This is a genomic window from Halorubrum sp. Boch-26 (genome assembly GCF_029889805.1).
Lineage (GTDB): Archaea > Halobacteriota > Halobacteria > Halobacteriales > Haloferacaceae > Halorubrum.
In genome coordinates this window covers 40,026-66,542 of record NZ_JARANT010000001.1, presented here as the reverse complement: position 1 = coordinate 66,542, position 26,517 = coordinate 40,026, and the positions used below count along the sequence as shown (strand labels likewise).

22 protein-coding genes and 1 pseudogene are annotated in these 26,517 nt (G+C 67.9%); 17 read left to right on the top strand and 6 right to left on the bottom strand.

Going from position 1 to position 26,517, the window contains the following annotated elements; genetic code table 11:
• The 6 genes from OQF71_RS00365 to flaJ form a co-directional block, all read left to right on the top strand.
• A partial coding sequence (locus OQF71_RS00365) for a hypothetical protein (protein WP_309243332.1) occupies positions 1-282 on the top strand: 282 nt, incomplete at its 5' end.
• Positions 283-336: 54 nt separating this feature from the next.
• Entirely contained in the window at positions 337-807 is a 471-nt protein-coding gene (locus tag OQF71_RS00360) for a flagellin (RefSeq protein WP_280585035.1), read from the top strand.
• A complete protein-coding gene (locus OQF71_RS00355) occupies positions 808-1,299 on the top strand; it encodes a flagellar protein G (protein WP_280585034.1) in 492 nt (163 codons plus the stop codon).
• A gap of 6 nt (positions 1,300-1,305) precedes the next feature.
• Positions 1,306-2,055, top strand: coding sequence for an ATPase domain-containing protein (locus OQF71_RS00350; protein ID WP_280585032.1), 750 nt, complete (start codon positions 1,306-1,308; stop codon positions 2,053-2,055).
• A gap of 115 nt (positions 2,056-2,170) precedes the next feature.
• A complete protein-coding gene (locus OQF71_RS00345; RefSeq protein WP_280585031.1) occupies positions 2,171-3,844 on the top strand; it encodes a type II/IV secretion system ATPase subunit in 1,674 nt (557 codons plus the stop codon).
• Between the two features lie 29 nt (positions 3,845-3,873).
• Positions 3,874-5,610: an archaellar assembly protein FlaJ gene (gene flaJ / locus OQF71_RS00340; RefSeq protein WP_280585029.1), complete on the top strand. Its 1,737-nt coding sequence runs from the start codon at positions 3,874-3,876 to the stop codon at positions 5,608-5,610.
• 352 nt (positions 5,611-5,962) lie between these two features.
• Here the strand turns inward: flaJ and OQF71_RS00335 are convergent, their stop codons facing one another.
• Entirely contained in the window at positions 5,963-8,305 is a 2,343-nt protein-coding gene (locus OQF71_RS00335; RefSeq protein WP_280585026.1) for a DEAD/DEAH box helicase, read from the bottom strand.
• Between the two features lie 207 nt (positions 8,306-8,512).
• On the opposite strand from OQF71_RS00335, the gene OQF71_RS00330 reads away from it, so the two are divergent.
• From OQF71_RS00330 to OQF71_RS00280, 11 genes and pseudogenes are all read left to right on the top strand, one after another.
• Complete coding sequence (locus tag OQF71_RS00330; protein WP_280585024.1) at positions 8,513-8,875, top strand: hypothetical protein; 363 nt, start codon at positions 8,513-8,515, stop codon at positions 8,873-8,875.
• Positions 8,876-8,968: 93 nt separating this feature from the next.
• Positions 8,969-12,490: an LAGLIDADG family homing endonuclease gene (locus tag OQF71_RS00325; protein ID WP_280585022.1), complete on the top strand. Its 3,522-nt coding sequence runs from the start codon at positions 8,969-8,971 to the stop codon at positions 12,488-12,490.
• Positions 12,491-12,733: pseudogene (locus OQF71_RS00320) on the top strand (hypothetical protein); the annotation flags it as partial.
• 168 nt (positions 12,734-12,901) lie between these two features.
• Positions 12,902-13,240, top strand: a complete 339-nt coding sequence (locus OQF71_RS00315; protein WP_280585019.1) for a hypothetical protein — start codon at positions 12,902-12,904, stop codon at positions 13,238-13,240.
• Positions 13,237-14,007, top strand: a complete 771-nt coding sequence (locus OQF71_RS00310; protein WP_280585017.1) for a hypothetical protein — start codon at positions 13,237-13,239, stop codon at positions 14,005-14,007. The genes OQF71_RS00315 and OQF71_RS00310 overlap by 4 nt, the downstream gene beginning before the upstream one ends.
• Before the next feature lie 52 nt (positions 14,008-14,059).
• Positions 14,060-14,815, top strand: a complete 756-nt coding sequence (locus OQF71_RS00305) for a hypothetical protein (protein ID WP_280585014.1) — start codon at positions 14,060-14,062, stop codon at positions 14,813-14,815.
• Complete coding sequence (locus OQF71_RS00300) at positions 14,812-15,462, top strand: chromosome partitioning protein ParA (protein ID WP_280585012.1); 651 nt, start codon at positions 14,812-14,814, stop codon at positions 15,460-15,462. The genes OQF71_RS00305 and OQF71_RS00300 overlap by 4 nt, the downstream gene beginning before the upstream one ends.
• 59 nt (positions 15,463-15,521) lie before the next feature.
• A complete protein-coding gene (locus OQF71_RS00295; protein WP_280585011.1) occupies positions 15,522-16,223 on the top strand; it encodes a M48 family metalloprotease in 702 nt (233 codons plus the stop codon).
• Positions 16,224-16,528: 305 nt separating this feature from the next.
• Entirely contained in the window at positions 16,529-18,037 is a 1,509-nt protein-coding gene (locus OQF71_RS00290) for a phenylalanine--tRNA ligase subunit alpha (RefSeq protein ID WP_280585010.1), read from the top strand.
• Positions 18,037-19,836 (top strand): phenylalanine--tRNA ligase subunit beta, encoded by a 1,800-nt coding sequence (gene pheT, locus OQF71_RS00285; RefSeq protein ID WP_280585008.1) that lies wholly within the window; start codon positions 18,037-18,039, stop codon positions 19,834-19,836. The genes OQF71_RS00290 and pheT overlap by 1 nt, the downstream gene beginning before the upstream one ends.
• A 108-nt stretch (positions 19,837-19,944) precedes the next feature.
• Entirely contained in the window at positions 19,945-20,109 is a 165-nt protein-coding gene (locus OQF71_RS00280; RefSeq protein ID WP_280585007.1) for a hypothetical protein, read from the top strand.
• 129 nt (positions 20,110-20,238) lie between these two features.
• Here the strand turns inward: OQF71_RS00280 and OQF71_RS00275 are convergent, their stop codons facing one another.
• From OQF71_RS00275 to OQF71_RS00255, 5 genes are all read right to left on the bottom strand, one after another.
• Positions 20,239-21,429 carry an aminopeptidase gene (locus OQF71_RS00275; protein ID WP_280585005.1) on the bottom strand — a complete coding sequence of 397 codons (1,191 nt, stop codon included), beginning with the start codon at positions 21,427-21,429 and terminating at the stop codon, positions 20,239-20,241.
• A 168-nt stretch (positions 21,430-21,597) separates the two neighbouring features.
• A complete protein-coding gene (locus OQF71_RS00270) occupies positions 21,598-22,011 on the bottom strand; it encodes a heme-binding protein (protein WP_280585004.1) in 414 nt (137 codons plus the stop codon).
• A gap of 178 nt (positions 22,012-22,189) precedes the next feature.
• The gene (pepF, locus tag OQF71_RS00265) at positions 22,190-23,989 is read right to left on the bottom strand and encodes an oligoendopeptidase F (protein WP_280585002.1); all 1,800 of its coding nucleotides are present in this window, start codon (positions 23,987-23,989) and stop codon (positions 22,190-22,192) included.
• 96 nt (positions 23,990-24,085) lie between these two features.
• Positions 24,086-24,559, bottom strand: a complete 474-nt coding sequence (rimI, locus tag OQF71_RS00260; RefSeq protein ID WP_280585000.1) for a ribosomal protein S18-alanine N-acetyltransferase — start codon at positions 24,557-24,559, stop codon at positions 24,086-24,088.
• Between the two features lie 82 nt (positions 24,560-24,641).
• The gene (locus tag OQF71_RS00255) at positions 24,642-25,979 is read right to left on the bottom strand and encodes a PAS domain-containing protein (protein ID WP_280585042.1); all 1,338 of its coding nucleotides are present in this window, start codon (positions 25,977-25,979) and stop codon (positions 24,642-24,644) included.
• Between the last annotated feature and the right edge of the window lie 538 nt (positions 25,980-26,517).

Below are 26,517 nucleotides of genomic sequence, written 5' to 3'. Positions count from 1 at the left end.
GGGCCCTTCTCGCGGCGGGCGCGCGGGGCGGCGGTGGCGCGCCGCCGGGCGGTCGCGGTCGAGGGCGAGGCCGGCGCGACGACCGCGGCGGCCGTCGGCGCGACGACCGCGGAGAAAACGGGCGCGACGACGCCGAGGGACGCCGGGGCGACCGCCGATCGAACGGACACGGTGACGCGGGACGTCGCGACGAGCGGACGGAGCGCGGCGACGGGCGAACGAGCCGCGGCGGCGACCGGGCCGACGGACGCGATCGGAACGGCGGCTCTCCGCGGCCCATGAACGACCCGAACCCGCGTTCCGACCGCGCCGACCCGGCCGACGGAGGGTGGGGAGATGGGCGTTAGCGTCTCCGCGTCGACGGCGATCATCGTCGCGGGGCTGTTCTTCGCGTTCACCGCCTTTTACCCCGTCGCGGCCAACGGTTTCGACCGCGTCACCGACGCGCAACAGGGGATCCAAGAGCGATCGCTGGAGCGGCAGAACACCGATTTCGCCGTGACGAACGCGACGTACGACGACTCGACGCTGACGGTCAACGCGACCAACGACGGCTCGGTCGGGCTCGTCGCGAGCGACGCGACGCTCGTCGTCGACAACGAGTACGTCGACGTGGGCGGGCCGAACGCGGGCACGACCGTCGACGGCGACGGCGACACCGAGCTCTGGCTCGGCGGCGAGACGCTGACGGTGACCGTGGAGGAGGCCGACCTCTCGACCGACGTGGTCGCGAACGAGACCCGCGTCGTCCTCGTGGCCGAGTCCGGCGTCCGCGACGCGGCGACCGTGACGGGGGTGAACGCGTAGATGGCGAGCGTCCCCGTCTCGCACCTGATCCTGTTCATCGCGAGCCTCGTCATCGCCGCGGGCGTCGTCGGCACGATCACGACCGGCGTCGACCGCGTGAGCGCGGCCGTGGAGGACGCCGGCCTCGACGCGACCGAGCAGCTCCGGACCGACGTGACGGTCATCTCCGACGCGAGCGCCGGGGTGTACAACGAGAGCGGGAACGAGAACGTGACGCTGCTGATCAAAAACACCGGAACACAGCGTCTCCACCCCGACGGATCCGGGGTCGACGTCGTCTTCGACGGCTCCTACGTCCCGCCGAGCGCGATCGAGGGCGAGCTCGTTTCCGCCGGCACGGGGGCGGCGTGGGACCGCGGGGACGTCCTGCGGCTCACGATCGCCGTCGACCAGTTAGACGGGACGAACGGCGGACTCGATCCGGGGACGGATCACCGCGTGTACCTCACGGTGAACGGCGACGAGGAGCTGTTCCAGTTCCGGGTGGAGTGATATAAGATGCCACACGATAACCTACTCTCGATCGGTCTCGGCGAGCGCGATCGGCTGAACAAGGAGCTCGGCGGGGGGATCCCCCGCGGGAGCATCGTCCTCATGGAGGGCGATTACGGGGCCGGCAAGAGCGCCATCTCTCAGCGGTTCGCCTACGGGCTTGTCGACGAGGGTGCGTCCGTCACGATGATGTCGACGGAGCTCACCGTCCGCGGGTTCATCGACCAGATGCATTCGCTGGAGTACGAGATGGTGAAGCCGCTGTTGAACGAGCAGCTCCTGTTTCTCCACGCGGACTTCGACTCCGGCGGCGCGTTCTCCGACGGCGACGGGGAGCGGAAGGAGCTGCTCAAGCGGCTGATGAACGCGGAGGCGATGTGGAACTCCGATGTCGTGTTCCTCGACACGTTCGACGCGATCTTCCGGAACGACCCGACGTTCGAGGCGCTCGTTCGGAAGAACGAGGAGCGGCAGGCCGCCCTAGAGATCATCTCCTTCTTCCGCGAGATCATCTCGCAGGGGAAGGTGGTGGTGCTCACCGTCGACCCCTCGGCCGTCGACGACGACGCGATCGGACCGTTCCGCTCTATCGCCGACGTGTTCCTCCAGTTGGAGATGGTCGAGGTCGGCAACGACATTCGCCGGCAGATCAACGTGAAGCGCTTCGCGGGGATGGGCGAACAGGTCGGCGACACGATCGGGTTCTCGGTCCGATCGGGCACCGGGATCGTCATCGAGAGCCGCAGCGTCGCGTGATGACGCCGACTCCTCGCAGTGGAACGGTCGTCCCGCGCGGGCGGGACGCGAGCGACAAACCGCCGCGGACCGCGGCGGCGCGTGCGTCCGGACGAACGGAGGCAACGAGTAGACCATGACCGAACACGGAACCGCGAAACCGTCGGAAGAGCTCCGGAAGGCGGCCATGCGGCGGCCGCATCTCCGGGAGCACCTTCGGGAGTTCAAGCAGATCACCGGGGAGTTCCCGCAGTTCATCGAGGAGCCGAAAGACGAGTACGAGTCGAACCGCCCGAACGTCATCTACCCCGTCGGGGGACCGATCTACAGCCACATCTACGGCGACCTCGGACAGGACACGAAGTACTACGCCATCGAGCCGGAGATCACCGGGGCCCAGGCGGAGGTCCTCAAGGAGGTCAAGAGCCGCCTCCTCAGGGCGAGCGGGCAGCATACCGCCCCCGATAACGAGGCCGAGTACGACGACCTCATCGAGGAGCTGTTGGAGGAGGTGACACACATCGACGAGCAGAACGAGGGGTTCCGCGGGAGCCTCTCTAAGGTGCTCAACATGGGGAAGCTGTCGGTCACGGAGGAGACCTACGAGAACATCCGCTACCGACTCAACCGTGACATCGTCGGGCTCGGGCCGCTCGAACCGATAATGCGTGACTCCGCGAACGAGGACATTCACGTCATCGGCCCGAAGGAGTGTCACGTCGATCACGGCACCTACGGTATGCTGGAGACGACCGTCGACTTCGGGACCCCCGAGGAGTTCGACAACTGGCTGCGTAACATGGGCGAACGGATGGGTGACCCCCTCTCCGACTCCGACCCCATCGTTGACTCCACGCTGCCGGACGGGTCACGTATCAATATCATCTACTCCGACGACGTCTCGCTGAAGGGGTCTTCGCTCACGATCCGGCAGGGCGAGGAGGTGCCGCTGTCGATCAATCAGATTACCCACTGGGGGACGCTCTCGCCGATGCTGTCGGCGTACCTCTGGCTGTGTCTGGAGAACGAGCAGACGGTGTTCGTCGTCGGGGAGACGGCCTCGGGGAAGACGACGACGCTGAACGCGATCCTCTCGTACATCCCGGACGACTCGAAGATATACACCGCGGAGGACACCGCGGAGGTCATCCCGCCGCACAACACGTGGCAGCAGCTGCTGACCCGCGAGGGTGGCGATGAAGGCTCCTCCGACGTGGACATGTTCGACCTGGTCGCCGCGGCGCTCCGGTCGCGTCCCGACTACATCATCGTGGGCGAGGTCCGCGGCGCCGAGGGGCGGATGGCGTTCCAAGCGGCCCAGACCGGTCACCCGGTCATGCTGACGTTCCACGCGTCCGACATCGTCTCGATGATCCAGCGGTTCACCTCCGAGCCGATCAACGTCCCGGAGACGTTCATGGACAACGCCGACGTGGCGCTGTTCCAGAACCGGGTGAAGCAGGGCGACGACGTGCTCCGGCGAGTGACGAGCGTCCAGGAGATCGAGGGCTACTCCAAGGAGATGGACGGGGTTGTCACTCGGGAGGCGTTCAGCTGGGACCCCGTCGAAGACGAGATCATCTTCCAGGGGATGAACAACTCGTACGTTCTCGAAGAGCAGATCGCGACGCTGCTCGGCTACGCCGACACTCGCGACATCTACGACGACTTGGAATTCCGCGCGGAACTGATCGAGCGGATGATCCAAGAGGGCATCATGGGGTATCACGAGGTGAACGAGGCGATCAACTCCTTCCAGCGCGACGGTGTCGAGGGGCTGCCCTTCGACATGCACCGGAACGTCAGGTGATCCAGCGATGAACGGTGTCGCACAGTAACATGGCAGTGAAACAGGTCGGCAACGGGCTCGCGACCGCGGCCGAGATGACTTCGGCCGTCATGGAGTCGTACGACAAGCTCGACATCTCGAGGCGGAAGTACGTCGGGCTCGTGCTGATCCCCGCGGTCCTCGTGTTCACCGCGAGCGTCGTCGGCCTGTTCGTCCTGCCGCTCCCGTTCGCGGCGCGGGTCCCCATCCCGATGTTCGGGGGGCTCGTGGTGGTCGCAGCGGTGATCTACCCGAAGATCTACCTCTCCAACCTGGAGAATCAGATCGACAATCAACTCCACCTCGTCATGACGCACATGACCGTGCTGTCGACGACGAACATCGACCGAATGGAGGTGTTCCGGACCCTCGCGAGGGAGGAGGAGTACGGCGTCGCCGCCGAGGAGATCGGTCGCGTTGTCCACCTCGTCGACACGTGGAACCAGAGCCTCGACGACGCGTGTCGCCGGCGGGCCAATGAGGTCCCCTCGGACGCGATGTCCGACTTCTTCGACCGCCTCGGCTACACGATGGGGGCGGGCCAGTCGTTAGAGGAGTTCCTCGTCTCCGAGCAGGACGTCATGCTGGCGAAGTACGAGACGGTGTACGAGTCGTCGCTGGCGAACCTAGAGGTGATGAAGGACCTGTACATGTCGATGATCCTGTCGATGACGTTCGCCTTGGTGTTCGCCATCGTCCTCCCGATCCTCACGGGAAACGACCCGACGGCGACGGTGGCGGCCGTCATCGTCCTGTTCGTCTTCGTCCAGCTCGGCTTCTACGCGATGATCCGGGCGACCTCGCCGTACGACCCGATCTGGTTCCACCCGGACGAGCGCGCCCCGGGCGACCTGAAGCTGTGGGCCTCGCTCGGGATCGGCGGCGGGCTCTCCCTCCTCATCATCGGGATCACCGCAGCCGGGATGTTCGGCTACGGTCCCGGACTCCCCGGACTGCTCTTCTTCATCGACGACGTTCGCCTCCCGCTGTACCTCGCGGTTCCCATCTCGCCGCTTTTCATCACGGGCGTCGTCCTCAGAAAGGAGGAACAGCAGATCACGGCCCGTGACAGTGAGTTCCCCTCGTTCGTCCGGGCGCTCGGCGCCACCGAAAGCGCCAAGCAGTCGACGACGACCGACGTGTTGACCACGCTGCGCGAGAAGAACTTCGGCGATCTCTCACCCGCGATAGAGCGGCTCTACCGCCGGCTCAACATGCGTATCAGCACCGAGGGCGCGTGGGGGGCGTTCACGTACGACACCCGGTCGTACCTCATCCAGAAGTTCTCCGAGATGTACCTCGTCGGGCGGCAGATGGGCGGGGACCCGAAGATGCTCGGCGAACTGATCTCGAAGAACATGAACGCCGTGAACCAGCTGCGCGAGCAGCGGCGTCAGGCGGCGATGACGTTCATCGGCCTGCTGTACGGGATCACCGCGGCGGCGACGTTCGCCTTCTTCATCGGACTGGAGATCGTCGCGATCCTCGCGGACCTCACGGCCGACTTCGGGCTCGAAGAGATGGACATCGGTCAGATCGTCTACCCCGGCGCGTACGACATCCCGCTGATCGAGTACCTGCTGCTCACGGTCGTGCTTTTCAACGCCGCGCTCTCCTCGCAGATGATCCGGCGGATCGACGGCGGCAACCCCGCGAACGGGTACATCCACTTCGTCCTGCTGACGTGGCTCGGCGCGGCGACCGCGATCGCGACCCGAACGCTAGTAAACGCGATCCTGTCGATTTAGAGAGTGATTCGGCCTGTCGATCGGATATAAACGGCTCTCGCTTGCGTCTTGAGCAGTCCCGAGGCCCCGACCGATCGCTTATACGTGATTCGCTGCGGATGGGCGGAGAACAGCTTCAAAGCCCCAGCCTCGCGGCTCCCCACGGTCGCCGCGTTCAGCGAGAATCGAAGATTCTGGCAGCCGGCGCTTCGCGCCGGCGACCTCGCGCGTGCTGCTCGCGGCCTGTCGGCCGCTCACAGCCACGCGCCACCGCACCGTTCGTTCGACGATAAATGGTCGGCGTCGTCGCGCTCGCTTTACATATCCCGTCGCCGGCGACGGTTCACGAGACCGAGTTCCGAAACCGACGCCCCTACGCCACCCGGACCGTCCGCGTGGCCCTCACGGGCATCAGTGGCAGGTCGGGGAAGACGACCTCGACGACGAACTCGAGTTCGTCGGCGTCGGGCGGGCCGAACACGCCGACCGGGACCGTCGTCTCACCGTCGAGGTACGTCGTCGTCGCGGTCATCTCCACGTCGTTGACGGTGACCCGGACACCCGTACGGGCGCGCCCGGAAACGGTCGAGATCTCGACCTCGCACATGTCGTTTTCCCCGACGGCGATCGTGTCCGGGAGCTCTCCCCAGTCGACGTCGATCCGGGGGCAGTCGCGCGCGGCGTCGACGATCCGATCGGCGACGGAGCCGCTCATGCCGGCATTTTCGAGGGCGTTCGCGCCGGCGTCGACGACGGCGGCGGGCGAGGTGAGCCCGGCGCCAGCGAGTCGCTCCGCGCGACCGGAGCCGACGCCCTCGATCGCGGTGAGCGCGACCGCCTCCCGCGAGACGCCGTGCTCGACGCGCGCCTCGACGCGGCAGGCGAGGTTGGCGGCGCGGGGGCCGGCGAATCGGTCGAGGAACTCCGCGAGCGCGGCCAGCAGGCGGAGCGCGTTCTGCCGGATCACCCACGCGTCGGAGCGCAGGTCTGCGGGGATCGAGTCGGCCATCCCGGCGAGCAGGATGGCGAACACCTTCCGGTGACCGTTCTCCAAGTCGGTGTCGTGACCGTCGAGGATCCGGTCTATCGCGTCCGACTCGGCCGAGCGCGCCGACACCGAGTCGAACTCGCCGGCCGACGCGACGGCTTCGAGGATGCGATCGACCGTCAGCGTCTCGCGGTCGGCGAGCCGCCGGAAGCGACGGGCCGTGTCCAGCCGGAGGTAGTACTTCGAGGCGAGTCGCCCGAGTCCCGTCGGCTCGATCGCGAGGTCGTCGTCGGCCGCGACGAACCCGTCGTCAACGAGCGAGTCGAGGGTGTCGCGCACGCGGTCGCGGAGAGTGCCGAAGTCGTACGCGTCCGGCTCCGACTCGGCGCGGACGTAGTAGAACGTGGTCTCCAACCACGCCATCACGTCCTCCAGCCCGCGGATGGTCCCCATCGCGATCTCGGCGTTGAGGTGCGACTCCAGCTCCGCGGCGAGCCGGGACTCGATCTCTTTGCCCTCTTTCAACAGCGTCCGGTACTTGTCGGCGTCTGAGCGGTCACAGACCACCCAGCCGTATCCCACGTCGTCGTAGCCGGGACGACCGGCGCGGCCGAGCATCTGGAGCACGTCGAGCGGCGAGATGTCCGTCTCGCCCTCCAGCGGGTCGTGATACTTCGTGTCGCGGATGACGACGCAACGCGCCGGGAGGTTCACCCCCCACGCGAGCGTCGACGTCGAGAAGAGCAGCTTGATCTTCCCCTGCTTGAACCACTCCTCGACGCGGTCGCGGTCGCCCTTTCCGAGGCCGGCGTGGTGGAAGCCGACCCCGTCGGTGACCGACTGCCGGAGCGTGTCGTTGGTGAGCTCTTTGGCCTCGTTGTGGAAGTCGTAATCGCCTCGGGAGTCGATCGGGATGTCGCGGTCGGTGATCTCGTCGCGCGCCTTCTTGGCCGCCTGAACCGTGTCCTGCCGCGAGGAGACGAACACCAGCGCCTGCCCGTCCTCGCGCACGTGCGGCTCGGCCAAGTCGAGCGCGCGGTAGAGCCGCCGGTACTTGTCGGCGAAGGCGTTCGAGCCGTGCGAGTACGTCTTCACGCCCGTCTCCAGATCGACCGGGCGGTACTCGTCGCCGAACGCGTAGGTCGTCTCTGCGGGCGCGTCGAGCCACTCGGCGACGTCCGCGATGTTCGGCATCGTCGCCGAGAGCGCGACGACGCGGGGGTCCTGGAGGCGGCGGAGCCGCGAGACGGTGACTTCGAGCACCGCGCCGCGCTTCTCGCTGTCCAGTAGGTGGACCTCGTCGATGACGACGCAGTCGACGTCGGTGACGAACGAGTAGCGCGCGGAGTCGTGCTTCCGGGTGGCGCTGTCGGCCTTCTCCGGGGTCGTCACGAGCACGTCCGCGCGCTCGGCGCGGCGGGGGTTCAGGTCGCGCTCGCCGGAGACGACGTACACGGAGTAGCCGAGCTCCTCGAACCGCTCCCACTCGCTCTCCTTCTCGTTGGTGAGCGCGCGGAGCGGGGCGATAAAGAGGGCGGTGCCGCCCTCCGAGAGGGTCTTGCAGATCGCGAGCTCGGCGAGCGCGGTCTTCCCGGAGGCCGTCGGCGCGGAGGCGACGACGTTGTGGTCGGTCTCTAAGATACCCGGGAGCGCCTCGCGTTGCATCCGGTTGAACTCCTCGAACCCGAACGCGTCGGCGAACTCCGGCACCGCGTCCGCGACCTTCACGCCGCACCACGCTCGCGGGGGACTCGACGGCGACCGAGCGTTGTTCGCATCACGTCGAATCGGAGGGCTCCAGCCCAAAGGCGTTTCTCATGTGGGCGGCGAGGAACGGTCGACGCGAACGGACGCGCCCGCCGTCTCGGGTCGCCCTCGGATCGATCCTCACCGTCGACCCCGAGCGTTTACCTAACCGGGGATCCACCGGCCGGTATGATACCGTCGGACCCGATCGTCGCGGGGGCCGTGGCCGTGATCACCCTGCTCGCGCTGTCGGCCGCCGTCAGTCGCCTGCGCGGGCCGTCAGGAGAGGCGAGAGAGTCGAAGCGCGCTCACGAGGCCGCCCGAGAGCGCGAGCCCCCCGTGGAGATCGGCGAGACGTACGAGTTCGGCGTGACCGAACTCACCGACCACCACTCGGGCGCGGAGGTCGCCGTCGGCAAGGTCGAGGGGTTCGTCGTCTTCGCCGAGGACATCCCGAGCGACCTCTCGACGGGCGACGTGATCCGCGCGAAGGTGCTCTCGTTCAACGAGGGGCGCACCTCGGCCGACGCGACGTTCGTAACGAAGGCGTAACGGGACCGGAACCCGGGGCCGAACGCGACCCGCGCGGTCCACCTCCGCTCCGAACATGAGGTTCATACGTGGTGGCGACGAAGGGGTTTCGTAATGGCTCAGGCCGGGAATCAGGACCTCACGGAGCGGTTCATTCAGTTTTACCGCAACTACTACCGCGAGGAAATCGGCGCCCTCGCGCAGCGATACCCCAACGAACAGCGGTCCCTGTACGTCGACTACGACGATCTGTTCCAGTTCGACCGCGACCTCGCGGAGGACTTCCGCACGAAGCCGGACCAGATGCGCGAGTACGCCGAGGAGGCGCTGCGGCTCTACGACCTCCCCGCCGACGTCAGCCTCGGCCGCGCGCACGTCCGGATCGAGAACCTCCCCGAAAGCATCGACATCCGCGGCATCCGCGTCCACGACGACCACATCGGGAAGCTCGTCTCCGTCAAAGGAATCGTTCGCAAGGCGACCGACGTTCGCCCGAAGGTGACCGAGGCCGCCTTCGAGTGCCAGCGCTGCGGCACGATGACGTACATCCCCCAGAGCGACGGCGGCTTCCAGGAGCCCCACGAGTGCCAGGGCTGCGAGCGACAGGGGCCCTTCCGCGTCAACTTCGACCAGTCGGAGTTCATCGACTCCCAGAAGCTCCGCATTCAGGAGTCGCCCGAGGGGCTCCGCGGCGGCGAGACGCCGCAGTCGCTCGACGTCGACATCGTCGACGACATCACCGGGAAGGTGAGCCCCGGCGACCACGTCACCTGCGTCGGCGTCCTCCACATCGAGCAGGTCGAGCAGGGCAACGAGAAGTCCGCCATCTTCGATCTGTACATGGACGGCGTCTCCATCTCCATCGAAGACGAGGAGTTCGAGGATATGGACATCACCGAGGCGGACAAACGCGAGATCATCGAGCTCTCCAACCGCGACGACATCTACGAGGCGATGGTCGGCTCCATCGCCCCGGCCATCTACGGCTACGAGGAGGAGAAGCTCGCGATGATCCTCCAGCTGTTCTCCGGCGTCACCAAACACCTCCCCGACGGCTCGCGGATCCGCGGGGACCTGCATATGCTCCTGATCGGGGATCCGGGTACGGGAAAGTGTCTCGATGGAGACACGAATGTCACACTCAACGATGGACGAGAGGTTCCGATACGCGAGCTGGTTGAGCGAAATCTCGACGATCCGAAGCCTGTCGACGACGGCGTCTGGGACGGTGTTGACTTTGAGGTTCCCGCACTTCAGGAGGATGGGACCGTCGGGGCGTCTCGCGCTACGAAGGTCTGGAAGAGAGAGGCGCCAGAGGAGATGTATCGGATCGAAACTACATCCGGCCGCGAGCTCGACGTGACGCCTTCTCACCCATTATTCGTTCAGCGAGGCGGCCAGTTTACTCCGGTTATTGCCGAGGAACTGGAAGCGGGCGAGTTCGTAGCGGCCCCCAATCGGCTTGATGTAGACTCCCACGACGCGCTCGACGTCGACTTCCGCAGGGCACAGTCACACAACGCTGTCCGTCTTGATTCCCCCGAACGATGGACTCCAGAACTCTCTCGTCTCATTGGATACATCGTAGCCGAGGGATACGTTGAGAAACGTGACGACCATTCGGGATTCGTTTCGATCACGAACAACGACGAGGAGGTCCTTGATGACGCCCGCAGCACACTCCATGATCTCAACCTCGAAACAACCACCCGGGAGCCGCATGACGGGAAGAGTGCACGAGAGTTGATGTGTTCCGCGGGTGAGTTCGTCAGCTTCCTCGATGAGATAGATGAAGCACTACTGAAGAACTCCGCAGATAAGCGGGTTCCACCGAGAATTTCTACTGCATCAGATCCGGTTACTGCAGCCTTCATCAAGGGGTTCATCGAGGGAGAAGGTCACGTCTCTGCGTCGCAACGAGAGATAACCGTTGCGTCGATGAGCGAGGAACTCCTCGAAGGAATCCGGTCGCTCCTGCTTCAACACGGGATGACGTCCCAGTTGCATGAGCGCCACAACGGGAGCTACCGCCTTCGTATCAGCGGAGCACAGTTCGACCGCTACGTGACCAAAATCGGATTCGTTACCGACCGAAAGCAGGCGGCAGCGGAAGACCATCTCGAAACGGATCAGAATACGAACGTAGATGTGATTCCGAACGTTGGTCCGACGCTCCGCCGATTGCGTGAATTTCTCGGACTAACGCAGTATGAGTGCGGCGTGCCGCGGAGTACGTTCCGACACTACGAAGCCGGGAACCGAAATCCGAGTCGAGACGCACTCGGTCGGATCATCGACGCGTTCGAGGACGCGTGCCAATCCTCGGTCGACTCCAACAGCGACGCTCTTGCTAAGACAGACGGCGGATCCACCGTACGCGACATTGCTGCACTCCGTCAACTCGCCGATGGAGATATTCGGTGGGATCAGATCGAGTCCATCGAGCAGGTTGAACCCGAAGACGATTGGGTGTATGATCTCGAAATTGAGGGAACGCATAACTACGTCTCAAACGGGATCATCTCACACAACTCACAGATGATCTCGTACGTCGAGAATATCGCCCCCAGGTCGGTTTACACGTCCGGTAAAGGCAGCAGCGCGGCGGGGTTAACTGCGGCGGCGGTTCGCGACGACTTCGGCGACGGCCAGCAGTGGTCGCTCGAAGCCGGCGCGCTCGTCTTAGCCGATAAGGGGATCGCCGCAGTCGACGAGCTGGATAAGATGGATTCGAGCGACCGCTCCGCGATGCACGAGGGGCTCGAACAGCAGAAGATCTCCGTCTCGAAGGCGGGGATCAACGCGACGCTGAAGGCGCGGTGTTCCCTCTTGGGCGCCGCGAACCCGAAGTACGGCCGGTTCGACCAGTACGAACCGATCGGCGAGCAGATCGACCTCGAACCCGCGCTCATCTCGCGGTTCGACCTCATCTTCACGGTGACGGACAGCCCGGACCCCGAACACGACTCCCGGCTGGCGAGACACATCATCAAGACGAACTACGCCGGCGAGCTCAACACCCAGCGCGAGGAGTTGGCGAGCTCGGAGTTCACCTCGGACCAGGTGGCGGAGGTGACGCAGGAGGTCGCCCCGGAGATCGACGCCGAGCTGCTCCGGAAGTACATCGCCCACGCGAAGCGGTCCTGTTACCCGACGATGACGGAGGAGGCGAAGGGGCTGATCGAGGAGTTCTACGTCGACCTGCGTTCGAAGGGCGCCGACGAGGACGCCCCGGTGCCCGTCACCGCCCGGAAGCTGGAGGCGATGGTGCGGCTCGCGGAGGCGAGCGCGCGGCTCCGTCTCTCGGACACCGTCGAGCGCGAGGACGCCGACCGCGCGACCGACATCGTCGAATCCTGTCTCAAGGACATCGGCGTCGACCCCGAGACGGGGCAGTTCGACGCCGACGTGGTGGAGACGGGGACCTCCAAGAGCCAGCGCGACCGCATCAAGAACATCAAGGGCCTCATCGCGGACATCGAGGAGGAGTACCAGGAGGGCGCGCCCGTCGAGGAGGTGCTCGACCGCGCCGGCGAGATCGGGATGGATCCCGGAAAGGCCGAACAGGAGATCGAGAAGCTCCGCACGAAGGGCGAGGTGTACGAGCCGAAGCAGGGTCACCTGCGGACGACGTAGATGGACCGCATCTCCGCGATACGGAACGTCGAGGACGCCCTGCGCGCGTTCGAGAGCGGCGAGGCCGACCTCGCCGACACGGAACGACGAGTGGCCGCGGTGCTCCGGACCTATGCCACGGAGTTCGACGGCGAAGACGACGTGTTCCGAGCGGTCGGCGAGGACCCCGTCGACGGTCGGATCGTCGTGGCGCCCTCCGCGCCGGCGGCGCGGGAGCGCGTGCTCGCGCTCTCCGGGATCGACTCGCGCCGCTCGAACGGAACACCGTCGTCGAACGAAGCGAAATCGACGAATGATTCTGACGATCTGATAGATTCTAAAAACGACGCAGTACCCGAGTTCGAGGTCGAACGGGTAGGCGATCCGGAGTAGTCCGGAACAGATAAGTTCGACCCTCGACCAGCCGCGTCCGTGCTGCTGATCGTGACGTATTCCGAGGCGGCCCGCACCGGCCTCCGGAACCTGTGTCGACGCCACCGAGAACCGGTTGTCCGACGGTTCGGACGGGCGGCGCTGCTCGACGCGACGGAGTACGCCGCGTTCCTCGCCGTGCGGCTCCGCGAGTCGCACGGCGGGGACGTCCAGATCGAGCGAACGGAGCCGTTCAACGAGTTCGTCGCGCTCGACGAATCGGTCCGTGACGCGGCGAGCGCGTACGCGAATCGTGAGGCGGCTGCGACGCCGTACGCCGCGTTCGCCGCCGGGACGGAGCATCCGGATCCGGACCAGTTGAAGGGCGAGGAGCTGTGACCGGCGAGCCACCGTCGGAGCGGCCGCGGGAGCCCCCGATTCCCGCGCCAGCGACCGTCCTCGATCGGATACCGACCGGGACCAGCCTTCGACGGGAACTCGCGGCGGCGGCCCGGGCGCGCGGATACGAGTCGTCGGTGAGCGACGAACTCCGTCGACTCCGCGACGAGATCGCGGCTATCGAGGTGGAGTCGGTCGATCTCGCCGCGGCCCGTCGGCGAGTCGCGGCGGCGAGCGGCGAAGAAGAACGCTTGAAAGAGCGCGTCGCGGCGCTCCGCGGCGACGTCCGGGCGCGCCGGGCCGTCGAGGCGGAGACGGACGAGGCGCTCGGTGATCTCGAGTCCGCCGCGGCGGAACTCTCGAACGCTCAGACCGAACGGATCGCGGCGGAGCAGGCGCTCGAACGGGCTCGCGAGCGAGCCGCCCGCGCCCGCGACGAGCGCGACCGGCGGCTCGAACGCGAGGACCGACTGCGGAATCGTCAGCGGGAGGCGCGCCGCGAGCTCGCGGTCGAGGTGTACCCGGCGTTTCGTGACGCGCTCGTCGCTGTCCCCGGCGGTGAGCGGGCCGACGGGGGCGCCGGGCCGTCGGAGTACGACGGGCCGCGGCTCGCCGCGTCGCTCGCGGCGGTTCGGATCGCCGGCCTGGACGGGCCGGTCACGCTCGGCGTCGAGGCCGCGCGTTGGCTCGCCGAGCGCGGGTCGGCGTCGCCGGAGACGGTGCTCGACACGGCGGTCGCTCGTCCGGACGCCGCGCGGAACTCGTGACGAGCGGCGACGACGTGGTGACGTTTACATCGGATGCCGCGACAGCCCGCGTATGGATCTCTCGTGGACCGTCGACCGGGCGGGTGACGCGTCGCTGGTGCGCTGTCGGGCACGCAACGACGACGCCGTTCCGCGGCGCGTGCGAGTCGAGAGCCGATTCGACGCGCCGGTGTTGCCCCCGCGGCGGGCCGGCGTACCGATTGACGGGTGGGACGCGAGCGGGGTGACCCTGCAGATCGGCCCGGGCGAGCGGCGCGGGTTCGGCTTCGCGGTACCGGCTCCACCCGTCGATCCACCGGTGGAGATCGTCGAGATCACATCGGTCGATCCGGACGAGTCCGCTCGCGGAATTGCCGGCTCCACCAGCGATGGCGGGGACGCCGACTCGACGCCGGCCGACGCGCTCCGCGACCTCGCCGAGTACCGGCCGCCGCGCGCGGCGGTCGACGGGGCTCACGGTGTCGGCGAGCGCCGTGACGACACTACTCCGCTCGGTGACGCACACGGCGCCGACAGTGAGCGCAGCGATACCGGCGAGTCCGGACGAGCGACGCCAGACGCGGTCGACGACTGGTTCGCCGCGGTCGAGACTCGGGTCGATCGGGCGGAGCGACTGGCCGACGCCGACGTGGAAACGGCGACCGAAGTGGTCGCGGACGCGGGCGGCGTCGACGCGATCGCCGACCTTGCGAGCCGGGTCGATGCCGACGCGGAGCGACTCCGAGCGGTGAGCGAGCGCGCGGCGTCGCTGGCCGATCGCGCGGCCGAAACCGAGGTCCCCGTCGGGGCGCTGGAGCGGCTCGCGTGATCCTCGCCGTCGCCGGCGGCAAGGGCGGCGTCGGGAAGACGACGCTCGCGTACAACGTCGCCGCCGCGCTCGACGCGGTCGTCGTCGACGCGGACCTCGGCATGGCCGACCTCCCCGGCGGCCGCGGTCCGGACCTCCACGACGTGCTCGCCGGGCGCGCCGACCCGACCGAGACCGTTCGGACCGGCCCGGTCGACGTCGTTCCCTGCGGGCGGACGCTCGCCGGCGCCCGCGCCTGCGACCTGTCGGCGCTGAACGACGCGGTGGCGGCGATCGAGCGGGAGCGCGGCGTCGCCGTCCTCGACTGTCCGGCCGGCCGACGTGCGGACGCCGGCGTCCCGCTCGCGGTCGCGGACGCGTGCCTGCTGGTCGTCTCCCCGCGGGCGTTCGCGTTGGCCGACGCGATCCGGACCCGAGAGCTCGCCCGCGAGCTCGACGCCGGACTCGTGGGCTGCGCGCTCAACCGGGTAACCGAGGAGCCGCCGACCGACGCGGTCGCCGACGCGCTGGGTGCGCCCGCAGCGGTGATTCCCGCTGATCCACGTGTGGGCCGCTCGGTCGCGACGGAGCGGCCGGTCACCGACGCCGCGCCCGAGAGCGACGCCGCGCGAGCGGTTCGGGATCTGGCCGGGCGGGTCCCCAGCTGACGGGGGGTCGAGCGCGGGACATCGGGTCGTTTTACCCGATTGGGGGCGGACAAACGGGCATGATCACTGGCGCGTTCCTCGTCGGCGTCGCCGTCGTCGCCCTCCTCGCGGTCGAGGTCGGGCCGCTCTACGCCGCCGACCGCTTCCGCGATCTGCGGGAGCCGACGGCCGAGGAGCGGGAACGGCTCGCTACGTTCCGCGAGACCGCCGGACTCGACGTCGACCGAGTCGCGATCGAGATCGACGACGGAGAGACGGCGGACGGGTCAGGGACCGGTCGGGATGAGTCGGGGACCGGTCGGGTCGATGTCGGCGTCCGCGGCCCGCCCGGCAGACGCGTGCTGTTCGTCACGGAGAGCGTGCTCAACGCGCTCGATGAGGAGGTCGCCATCGGCCTCCTCGCGGCCGAGGCGGGGAGAGTCGAGACGTACTACGGCGAGTTTCGCGCGGTCGCGATCGCGGCGGTGCTCTCGATCTTGGCGGCGATCGTGACGGTCGCGGTGCCGTTTCAGGCCGGCTTCGCCTCGCTCATCGCCGTCGGACTCGCCGCGTTCTGGGTCGGACGGCGGGTGCAGTACGCGGCGGACGACCACGCCGCGGACGCAGTCGGTGCGGAGCGCGTCGCCGACGCCTTCGAGCGCGTCGCCGCGATCCGGGGAGTCGAGCCGGAGACGGGGGACTGGTCGACGTGGTTCGAGGTGCAGCCGCCCTTAGGCGATCGGCTCGCAGCGCTTCGAGAACGGGCGGAAGACGAGCGCTGAGGGCATCGGTGGGGTCGCTACCCGGCAGCCGGAGCGAAACCGTTAACAGATATCGTGTGGCATTCTCTCGTATGGCAGTTGAACGCGTCACGGCGGGTATCGCCCGGAGAGCCGGCGGCGACGCGTTCGGATTCGTTTTCGGCTGACAGACGCGCGGCGGGCCCGCCCCGCGGCCGGGCGGAGAAACCGTTCGGGTCGGCGGCTAGGAGACCAGACGAGGGGAAGTAAGACTGTCCGCACGCTCCCATGACGGCGACGTGCCGGAACCGTTACCAACCAGCCACACGCGTATGGATACAACTCGAATGCGACTCCCGGAACGACAGCTCGCGGTCCTCGAAGCCGCGAGCGCGACGGACGGACGGACGATAGACGAGATCGCGACGGAGACCGGGTTGAAGCCCGAGACGGTCGTCGGCGCCGCCTTCGACCTCCGCGACGAGGGGCTCTGCTCCGTCGCAGAGCGCACCGCTGAGACAGTGGACCTCACCGACGAGGGGCGACGCTACGTCGCCGACGGGCTCCCGGAGACCCGGCTCTACCGGGCCGGCCTCGCGCTCGACGCCGACGAGGCGCCGGTGTCGATGGGGCGGGTTATCGGTGAGGCCGCTCTCGACGGACCCGAGGTCGACATCGCGCTCTCGAACTTCGCGCGGAAGGGGTTCGGATCGATCGACTCGGGCGAGCTTCGGGTCGCTCCCGACGCCGACCCCGACGCCGACCCGGAAGCGTCCGTCCTCGCGGCGCTCGCCGACGGCGACGACCCCGCGGTCGACGAGGCGGTCCTCGACCGGCTGGACTCCCGCGGGCTCGTCGACCGCGCCGAGTCGGTCACCCGGTCGGTGACCCTGACGGACGACGGCGTCGACGCACTGATGGGGGGCGTCGCGGCGACCGAGACCGTCTCGGAGCTCACGCCGGAGCTGCTCGCCACCGGCGAGTGGCGCGACGTTGAGTTCGCCGAGTACAACGTCGAGGCCGACGCGCCCGGGGTATCCGGCGGGCGGAAGCACGTCCTCCGCCGCACCGCCGACCGCGTGAAAGACGTCCTCGTCGGCATGGGCTTTCAGGAGATGGAGGGCCCCCACGCCGACAGCGACTTCTGGATCAACGACTGCCTGTTCATGCCCCAAGACCACCCGGCGCGGACCCACTGGGACCGATTCGCGCTCGACGTCGAGCCGATGGAGGGGATCCCGGACGAGCTGATGGCCCGCGTCGAGGCGGCCCACCGCGACGGCTGGGGCCTCGACGGCGACGGCTACCACTCGCCGTGGTCCGAGGAGTTCGCCCGCGAGGTCGCCCTCCGAGGCCACACCACTTCGCTGTCGATGCGCTACCTCTCGGGGATCGCGGGCGCCGAACTGGATCCACCGCAGCGCTACTTCTCCGTCGAGAAGGTGTACCGCAACGACACGCTCGACCCGACGCATCTCCTGGAGTTCTTCCAGATCGAGGGGTGGGTGATGGCCGAGGACCTCTCCGTGCGCGACCTGATGGGTACTTTCGAGGAGTTCTACCGCCAGTTCGGAATCACGGACATCCGATTCAAGCCGCACTACAACCCCTACACGGAGCCCTCCTTCGAGCTGTTCGGCGAGCATCCGGAGACGGGCGAGGAGATCGAGATCGGGAACTCCGGGGTGTTCCGCGAGGAGGTCACCGGCCCGCTCGGCGTCGACTGCGACGTGATGGCGTGGGGGCTCGCCCTCGAACGGCTCGCGATGCTGACCACCGGCGCGGAGGACATCCGCGACCTCCACGGGACCTTGGCCGACATCGACTTCCTGCGGAACGCGGAGGTGAGCTACTGATGCCCGTCGTCGACCTCGACACCGACGAGCTGCGCGGGCTCACCGGCCGCACCGACACCAGCGACGAGGAGTTCAAGCAGGACCTGTTCGGGCTCGGGCTGGAGTTCGAGGGGGAGACCGACGACGGTCTCCTCCAGTTCGAGTTCGCGCCCGACAGGCTCGACCGGCTCTCCGTCGAGGGCGTGGCGCGCTCGCTGCGCTACCACTACGGAGACGACCGCGGCGTCTACGTCCCCGAGACGAACGACTCCGAGTGGACGATCGAAGTCGACGAGTCGGTCCCGGACGAGCGCCCCTACGTCACGGGCGCGGTGATCCGCGGCGTCGACCTCGACGAGGGCGCGCTCGAATCCCTGATCCAGCTGCAGGAGAAGCTTCACGCGACGATGGGTCGGGGCCGCGCGAAGGGCGCGATCGGGATCCACGACCTCGCGATGGTCAAGGGCGCACCGCTCCAGGAGGGGTCGGAGCCGTCGATCACCTACCGCGGCGTCGAGCCCGACGGCGACACGTTCGTCCCGCTGGACGCGAACAACGAGCTCACCCCCGACGCGGTGCTCGCCGAACACGACACCGGCCGGACGTACGCCGACCTCGTCGAAGGTCTGGATCGGTATCCCGCGATCTACGACGAGCTCGGCCTCTTCTCGTTCCCGCCCGTCATCAACGGGAAGCGGACCGAGGTGACGACGGGATCCCGGGAACTGTTCGTCGAGCTCACCGGCACCGACCAGTGGACGATCGACCGGATGTGCAACATCATCTGTTACGCGCTTTCGGCGCGGGGCGCGACGATCGAGGCGGTCGAGGTGAGCTACGCCGACGGCGCGACCGCCCCGAGCGAGTACGGCGCGGAGCTGGTCCGGCCGAACTTCGACGTCGACGAGAAGGCCGTCTCGCACGACCGCATCGAGACGCTGCTCGGCGTCGACTTCGAGCGGGAGGAAGTCGTCGACTGCTTCGAGCGTGCCGGCCTCGACGCCTCCTACACCCTCGACGAGGACGTGACCTACGAGGTGGCGATCCCGCCGTACCGCGTCGACGTGCTTCACCCGCTCGATCTCGTCGACGACGTGGGTCGCGCGTACGGGTTCGACGAGTTGGAGCCGCGCTATCCCGACGTGGGGACCGTCGGCGGGCGACACGAGCGCTCCCGACTGGAGGACGCGGTTCGGACGAGCCTCGTCGGGCTCGGGTTCGAGGACCTGCTGAACTTCCACATGACGAGCGGGCCCGAGAACTACGACCGCATGAACGTGGAGCCGGGGACCGGCGGCGCCGCGGTCGCCGAGGCGGACGCCGACTCCGGAGCGCGCCCGGCGCTCGCGGGCGCCGGTATCGTCGGCGGCGGCGCCCCCGTCGAGATCACGGAGCCGTACAGCGAGGAGTACACCCAGCTCCGCACGTGGGCGCTCCCCTCGCTCGTCATGCTGTTAGAGCGGAACACCCACAACGCGTACCCGCAGGACGTCGCGGAGGTCGGCTTCGTCGCCGAGCGCGACGACGCGGAGAGCACGAACGTCGCCGAGCGCCGTCACGTCGCCGGCGCGGTGGCCCGGCGCGACGCCTCCTACGAGGCCGCGAAGGGCCGCCTGCAGGCGGTGTGCGACGACTTCGGCGCCGAGCTGGCGACGCCCCGCATCGAGCACCCGACGTTCATCGACGGTCGGACCGCCGCGGTCGAGATCGACGGCGAACGCGTCGGCGTCATCGGCGAGCTCCACCCCGCGGTCCTCGTCGAACACGACCTCGAGGTGCCAGTCGCCGCCTTCGAGTTCGATCTCGACGCGCTGCGGTAATCGGACTGGACCGGCGGCGGAACCGCCGGATCAACTGATCTTAGGCCCGTTCAGGATCGTGAGATCCGGAACAGAAAGTATTTCTGTTGGTTGTCGAAGGAACTCCGTATGAACTGCGAAAAGTGCGGTATCGACGCACCGGTCCATCACTGCGACGTCGACGGGTTCGCGTACTACCTCTGCGTGACGTGTATCGAGGATTGGGACGCGGTTGCGGAGCGTCCGGACACGGTGGCGCCCGCGGCCTCCGGGGAACGGCCCGTCTTGCAGTAGTCCGGCGACCCGGAACCGCGCCCACGCTCCGACTTCCGTCTCCTCCTCGTATTCCGTCTCCTCCTCGTATTCCGTCTCCTCCTCGCATTCCGTCTCCTCCTCGCATTCCGTCTCCTCCTCGCATTCCGCCTACTCCTCGAACCCGTCCTCCCACCGGAACGTCCCGTCGCGCTGGACGACCTCCCCGTCGACTTCCATTCGGGAGCGCTCGCTCACGTCGCTGATCATGTCGACGTGGACCGCGCTGTCGTTGCCCGACTCCCCCTCGGGGAGGCAGGCGTCGTAGGCGCGGCCGACCGCCATGTGGACCGTGTCGCCCATCTTCTCGTCGAAGAGGATCGAGTCGGTGAACCGGTCGATCCCGCGGTTCATCCCGATTCCGAGCTCGCCGAGCCGGCGGGCGCCCGCGTCGGTGTCGAGGATGTCTGCGAGCGCGTCCTCGCCCGCTTCGGCCGCGAAGTCGACGACCTCGCCGCCCTCGAAGACGAGGCGCACGTCCCGGACGCGGGTCGCGTCGATCGTCATGGGGACGTCGAAGAACGCCTCGCCCGCGGTGTCGTACGGGGCGGTGAACACCTCGCCGGACGGGAGGTTATGCGAGTCGTACGCCACGGAGGCGGCGGAGTTGACCGCGGTGCGGCCCGCGATCGACATCGTCACGTCGGTGTCGGGCGCGTCGTCGCGCTCGGTGACGAGCCGGACCTCCTCGCCCGCGTCGAGGACCGCTTTCATCTCCGACATCTCGGCGGCGAGCGCCTCCCAGTCGCGGAGGACGGCGTCGTAGACGAAGTCGCGGTACTCCTCGTACGCCATCCCGGCCTGCTGCGCGAGGCTCCGGGTCGGGTGGACCGTCGACACCCAGTCGGTGTCCATCCGGGCCTCGCGAACGCCCTTCCGCGCTTTCGCGTACGCCCGTCGGGTTTCGGGGGAGACGTCCGCGGTCGCGGTGGTGTTGCGGCCGCCGCCGATCCGGAGGTAGGCGTCGGCGGCCTCGAAGATCGCGCGGTCGACGGCGAGATCGTCGTCGAAGATAGGAGTGTCGTCGGCGTCGTCGGCGTCACCGCTATCGTCGCTGTCGCCGCTGTCGTCGCTGTCGCCGCTATCGACTCCCGCCTCGGCGCCTTTTAAATATGCTCGGGAGAGTTCGTCGGAGCCGTACAGCGTCGTGACGGTCGCCCCGCGCTCGCCGAGCGCCTCGGCGACGGCGACGCCGAGGTCGTGGGCGTCCTCGGCGACGCTGACGACGACGTCGTCGCCGGCGTCGACCCGCGCGCTCCAGTCGACGAGCATCGCGGCGTGCTCGCGTACGCGTTCGTCCATGATCGACGCCTCACGGGCGAGCGATAAATCGGTGCCGGGACGGTGATCGCCGTTCGGACGTGATCGGTCTCTGTTTATAAGTGAGTGCGGGACGTCACTGAGCGGTTCGCGCGCTCATCGACGCGTCCGGTGAGACGGTGTCCGAGGCCACCGAATGCGGCAGCGCCCTCAGAGCTCCTCGAAGCGCTCCACCCCCGCCTGTGCGACCGCCATGTCTTCGTCGACGCTGCCACCGGAGACGCCCACGCCGCCGACGACTGTTCCGTCGTCGGCCTCTAGCGGAAACCCGCCACCGAAGGTGACGATTCGCCCGTCGTTCGTGTTCCCGATCCCGTACAGCGACTCGCCCGGCTGTGACGCCTCGTGGATCGCCTCGGTGTCCAACTTCAGCGACACCGAGGAGTACGCCTTGTTCTGGGCGATGTCGACGCTCCCGAGCAGCGCGCCGTCCATCCGGTGGAACCCCACGAGGTTCGCGCCGTCGTCCATCACCGCGATACACATCGGCACGTCGATCGCCGCGGCCTCCTCCTCCGCGGCCGCGATGATCTCCTTGGCGACGTCTAGTGTTACGTGAGTCATAGCGTGTGGTCCGTCTACCCGGTCTCGCGGTAGTATAATAAATTAACATGACAAATATTGGTGTCGGCGAGCAGACGAGGAGGGGGAGCGGCGAGCGGACGAAGGGCAGGGAAGAAAGGGCGATGCGCCCGGCGTGAGCGATTTATAAACAGAGCGTCACGAGATCGCTTCGAACCGACTACTCCAGGTCGAGCAGCGCCGCGATCTCGTCGAGGTAGTCGTCGTAGATCCCGACGGCCGACTCGATCGGGTCGGGCGAGGCCATGTCGATGCCCGCGAGCTCGACGACGTTCAGCGGATAGTCGGAGCCGCCGGCCGACAGCATCTCGCGGTAGTCGGCGGCGGCGGGCTCGCCCTCGTCGAGGACGCGCTCGACGACGGCGGCGGCCGCGGAGATGCCGGTCGCGTACTGGTAGACGTAGAAGTTGTAGTAAAAGTGCGGAATCCGCTCCCACTCGCGTTCGATACCCCCGGTCAGCTCGCCCGGCGCGTAGTAGTCGCCCTTCAGCTCGGCGTAGATCTCGTCGAAGGCGTCGGGGGTGAGCGCGTCGCCGGCCTCCACGCGCTCGTGGATCCGCTGTTCGAACGTCGCGAACATCGTCTGCCGAAAGAGGGTGGAACGGAAGCGCTCGAGGTACTCGTCGAGCACGTGCGTCCGCAGCTCGTCGTCCTCGACGGTGTCGAGCAGGTGGTGGGTGAGCAGCGTCTCGTTGACCGTCGAGGCGATCTCGGCGACGAAGATCTCGTAGCTCGCGTCGTGCCACGGCTGGGCGTCGCCCGCGAGCTCGGAGTGCATCGAGTGGCCGAGCTCGTGCGCCAGCGTGTACATCGAGGCGATGTCGTCCTGGTAGTTCATCATGATGTACGGCTGGGTGTCGTAGGTGCCCGACGAGAACGCGCCGGAGCGCTTCCCGCGGTTCTCGTAGGCGTCGACCCACCGCGAGTCGAGCCCCTCGGCCAGCCGATCCTGGTACGCCTCGCCGAGCGGCGCGACCGCCTCGATCACCCACTCGCGGGCTTGGTCGTACTCCACGTCGGGGCCCTGATCGCCCGTCAGCGACATGTAGAGGTCGTGGCTCTCGAGTTGGTCGACGCCGAGGGCCGCCTCCTTCAGCTCGGCGTGCCGGTGGAGCACGTCGAGGTTGTCGTCGACCGTGTCGACGAGGGTGTCGTACACCTCGACCGGGACGTTCGAGCCGTCGAGCGAGGCCGCGCGGGCGGAGTCGTAGCCGCGGATGTCAGCGCTCGTCGCGTGCTCGCGGACGGCCTTCTCGAGCGAGGTGCCGACCGTGTTGCGGACGTCGCCCCACTGCTCGTAGAACGTCTCGTGGACGCGACGGCGGAACGCGCGGTCCGGGTTCGTCTGGAGCTTCGTGAAGTTCGCCTGCGTGATCTCGACCTCCTCGCCGTCGGGGTCCTCGACGACGCCGTAGGTCATGTCGGCGTTCGTCAGCATCGAGTAGATCTCGCTCGGCGCGTCGGTGACCTCGGAGAGGTCGGCGAGCACCTCCTCGATCTCCGCCGAGCGCGTGTGCGCTTTCATCCGCAACACATCGTCGAGGTAGTGCTCGTACGTCTCCAAGTCGGGCTCGGCGTCGAGAAACTCCGCGACCGCCGCCTCGGTGAGCGACTGCAGCTCGGGTTCGAGATACGAGAGCGCGCTCGACGCCTCGGAACCCAGCGAGGACGCCTTCGCCGACATCGCCTGATACTCCTGGTTCCGCGTGTCCTCGGCGCTGCGGAGCCGGGCGTACGTCGTCACCTGCTGGAGCTCCCGGAATATCTCCTCGCGGAGCTCGAGCAGCTCCAGCAGGGTCGCGGCGTCCTCGGTGACGCGTCCCTCGTAGTCGCGCAGCTCGTCGACCCGGTCAGAGACCGACTCGTAGGCGGCCTCCCACGCCTCGTCGTCCTCGTAGATGCTCTGGAGGTCCCACTTGTACGCCTCGTCGATCTCCGCTCGCTCGGGCACCGAACTCATATCGATCGATTCGCGCGCCGAACACTAAGGCTTGTCAAAAGCGGAGCCTCGCGGGCGGAACCGGTGGAGCGGGCGGCCAGATCGCTCCGCCGGCGATCACTCCACCGCCGTCCACTCGGCGAGATCGACGACGAGGACGATCGCGTCCTCGCCGTCCTGGTAGTAGTTCGAGACGCGGCGGACCGGCTCGAACCCCTCGTCGGCGTACAGCGACTGGGCGACCGCGTTGCTCTCGCGGACCTCCAGCCGAACGACCGCGACGCCGACGCCCCGGAGCCGCGCGAGCGCCGAGCGGAGGAGTCCTCGGCCGAGCCCTTCGCCCCGCGCCGACGGGTGAACCGCGAGATCCTTAACGTGGCCGATATCGCGGCCGTGGTTCGGCGTGGCGTCCGCGACGACGTAGCCGACGACCCCGCCGTCGCGCTCGGCAACGAGGAACGCGGGCTCGTCGAGCAGCCGCTCGAAGGCGTCGTACGGCCACGGGTCCGAGAAGCACGCCCGCTCGATCCGCACCACCGCGAGCAGGTCCGTGCGCTCGACCCGGCGGATCGTGGCGTCGAGAGGGGTCACGGTCCGGATTGGCGGCCGGGAGAAATAAACGCGACGGGACGCCGACACGGTGCCGCTTGCGCTTCAGACGGATTCGCCGGTCTCACCCGTCGACCCACGGCTCTGCCGCCGTGACCGCGTCGGGGTCCGGCGCCTCGACGACGAAGCACGCGCCGTTCGGCCGCGGGACATGAGGCGAGAAGTCGACGGCGTCCGCGTCCGGGCGGAGTTCGATCGACCACCCGTGGGACTCGACGACCTCCCGGACGATGTCGAGCCCGTATCCCGTTCCGTCGGCGCTGGTTGTGAAGCCGGGGTCGAACACGTCCTCGCGGTCCTCGGGGTCGATCCCGGAACCGTCGTCGACGACGAGGAACCCCTCCTCGGTCGCGCTCACGAAGACCGTGAGGGCACCGGCGGGCTCGCCGGCGTGTTCAACGCTGTTTCGGAACAGGTTCTCCAGCGCCTGCCGGAGGCGCCCGCGGTCGCCGCGAACGCGGGCGTCGGCGTCGACGACGAGGGTCGCGTCGTCGCTCCCGGCGGTCGCCCACGCCTCGCGGACGGCCCCTTCGAGGTCGAACTCGGTCGGTTCGTCGATCCCCGACCCCTGTCGGGCGAGCGTCAACAGCTCGGAGACGAGCTGGTCGATCCGGTCGACCGCGCGCTCGCCGCGCTCCAGCGGGTCGGTGTCTTCCTTCAGCCGCGCCATTTCCATCGACGCGCGGATCACGGACAGCGGGTTCCGGAGGTCGTGAGAGACGATGCTGGTGAACCGGTCGAGCCGCTCGTTGCGGTCGGTGAGCCGGCGTTCGCGCGCCTTCCGCTCGCTCACGTCCCGGGAGTTGATGAGGAGTCGGCCGACCGCGGCGTCGTCGGGTAGGGATCGCGTCCGCGATTCCAGCCAGACCCAGTCGCCGTCGGCGGTGAGGTACCGGTACTCCATGATGGGCGCCGCCTCGGGATCGGCGAGGGCGCGGTAGAACCGCTCCGTCACGCGCTCGCGGTCGTCGGGGTGGACGTACCCGAGCGGCGACCGGCCGACGGTCGACCCCTGCTCGTAGCCGAACACCTCCTCGACCGACGGGCTCTCGTACCGGACCAGCCCGTTGGCGTCGACGACGGTGACGATGTCGGTGCCGTACTCCAGGAACTGCCGGAATCGCTCCGGGAAGGCTCGGTCGATGTCGACGCGACGGGCAGTGACGACGCGACCACCGAACTCCGGGGCGAGCTCCTCGTCGACGACGGACTCGACCCAGATGAAGCCGCCGCTCGCGTGCCGGAGCCGGTGGGTGACGGTCCGGTCGGTCGCGACCGCGGAGAGCGCGTCGGAGACGGGAGTGCGGTCGTTCGGGTGGACGTGTTCCAGCAGATCGTCGCCGAGCAGCGCCTCGCGCTCGATACCGAGCACCGCGGGCACCGACGGGCCCGCGAACAACACCTCGCCGTCGACGGCGACCGCCGCGACGAAGCGGTCGGAACCGCGGTCGGCCGCGGCCGTGCGGCCCGCTACCTTCGTGTCGGTGTCATCACTTCGGCCGGGTCTCGATCCCACAGCGGCGGCCGATCGCCGCCCTCCCGTCGGGGTCTGATCCTCGTCGCCACACGAGGAATCGCTCCGCGGGGCGGACGGTCGGTCGCTGGGGCGGAGAGTCACGGTGGCTCTGTCCACGCTATGGACGCGGGGGTATAAACTCGCGTGCCGTGGTTATCAAAAATAATAATCTACGGTCGATCCCGGCACTGCGAACCGACGAGCGGCGGAGCGACCGGCGAGCCGGTAGAGAGCAGTAGAGAGGCAATCGCGTCGACGACGTGGGAACTGACGACGGGACTGTGGAAGGAGGCGGTCGACGGGCTCAACTGGACGACAGAGGCCGGAGGCGGTGGCTCCATCGAGACGGGATCCAGCGGGGCGAGAAGAGAGCGCAGTCGAGCGATCTCGACGCCCCGAGTCAGAAGCGTTAAACGCTCGCCGC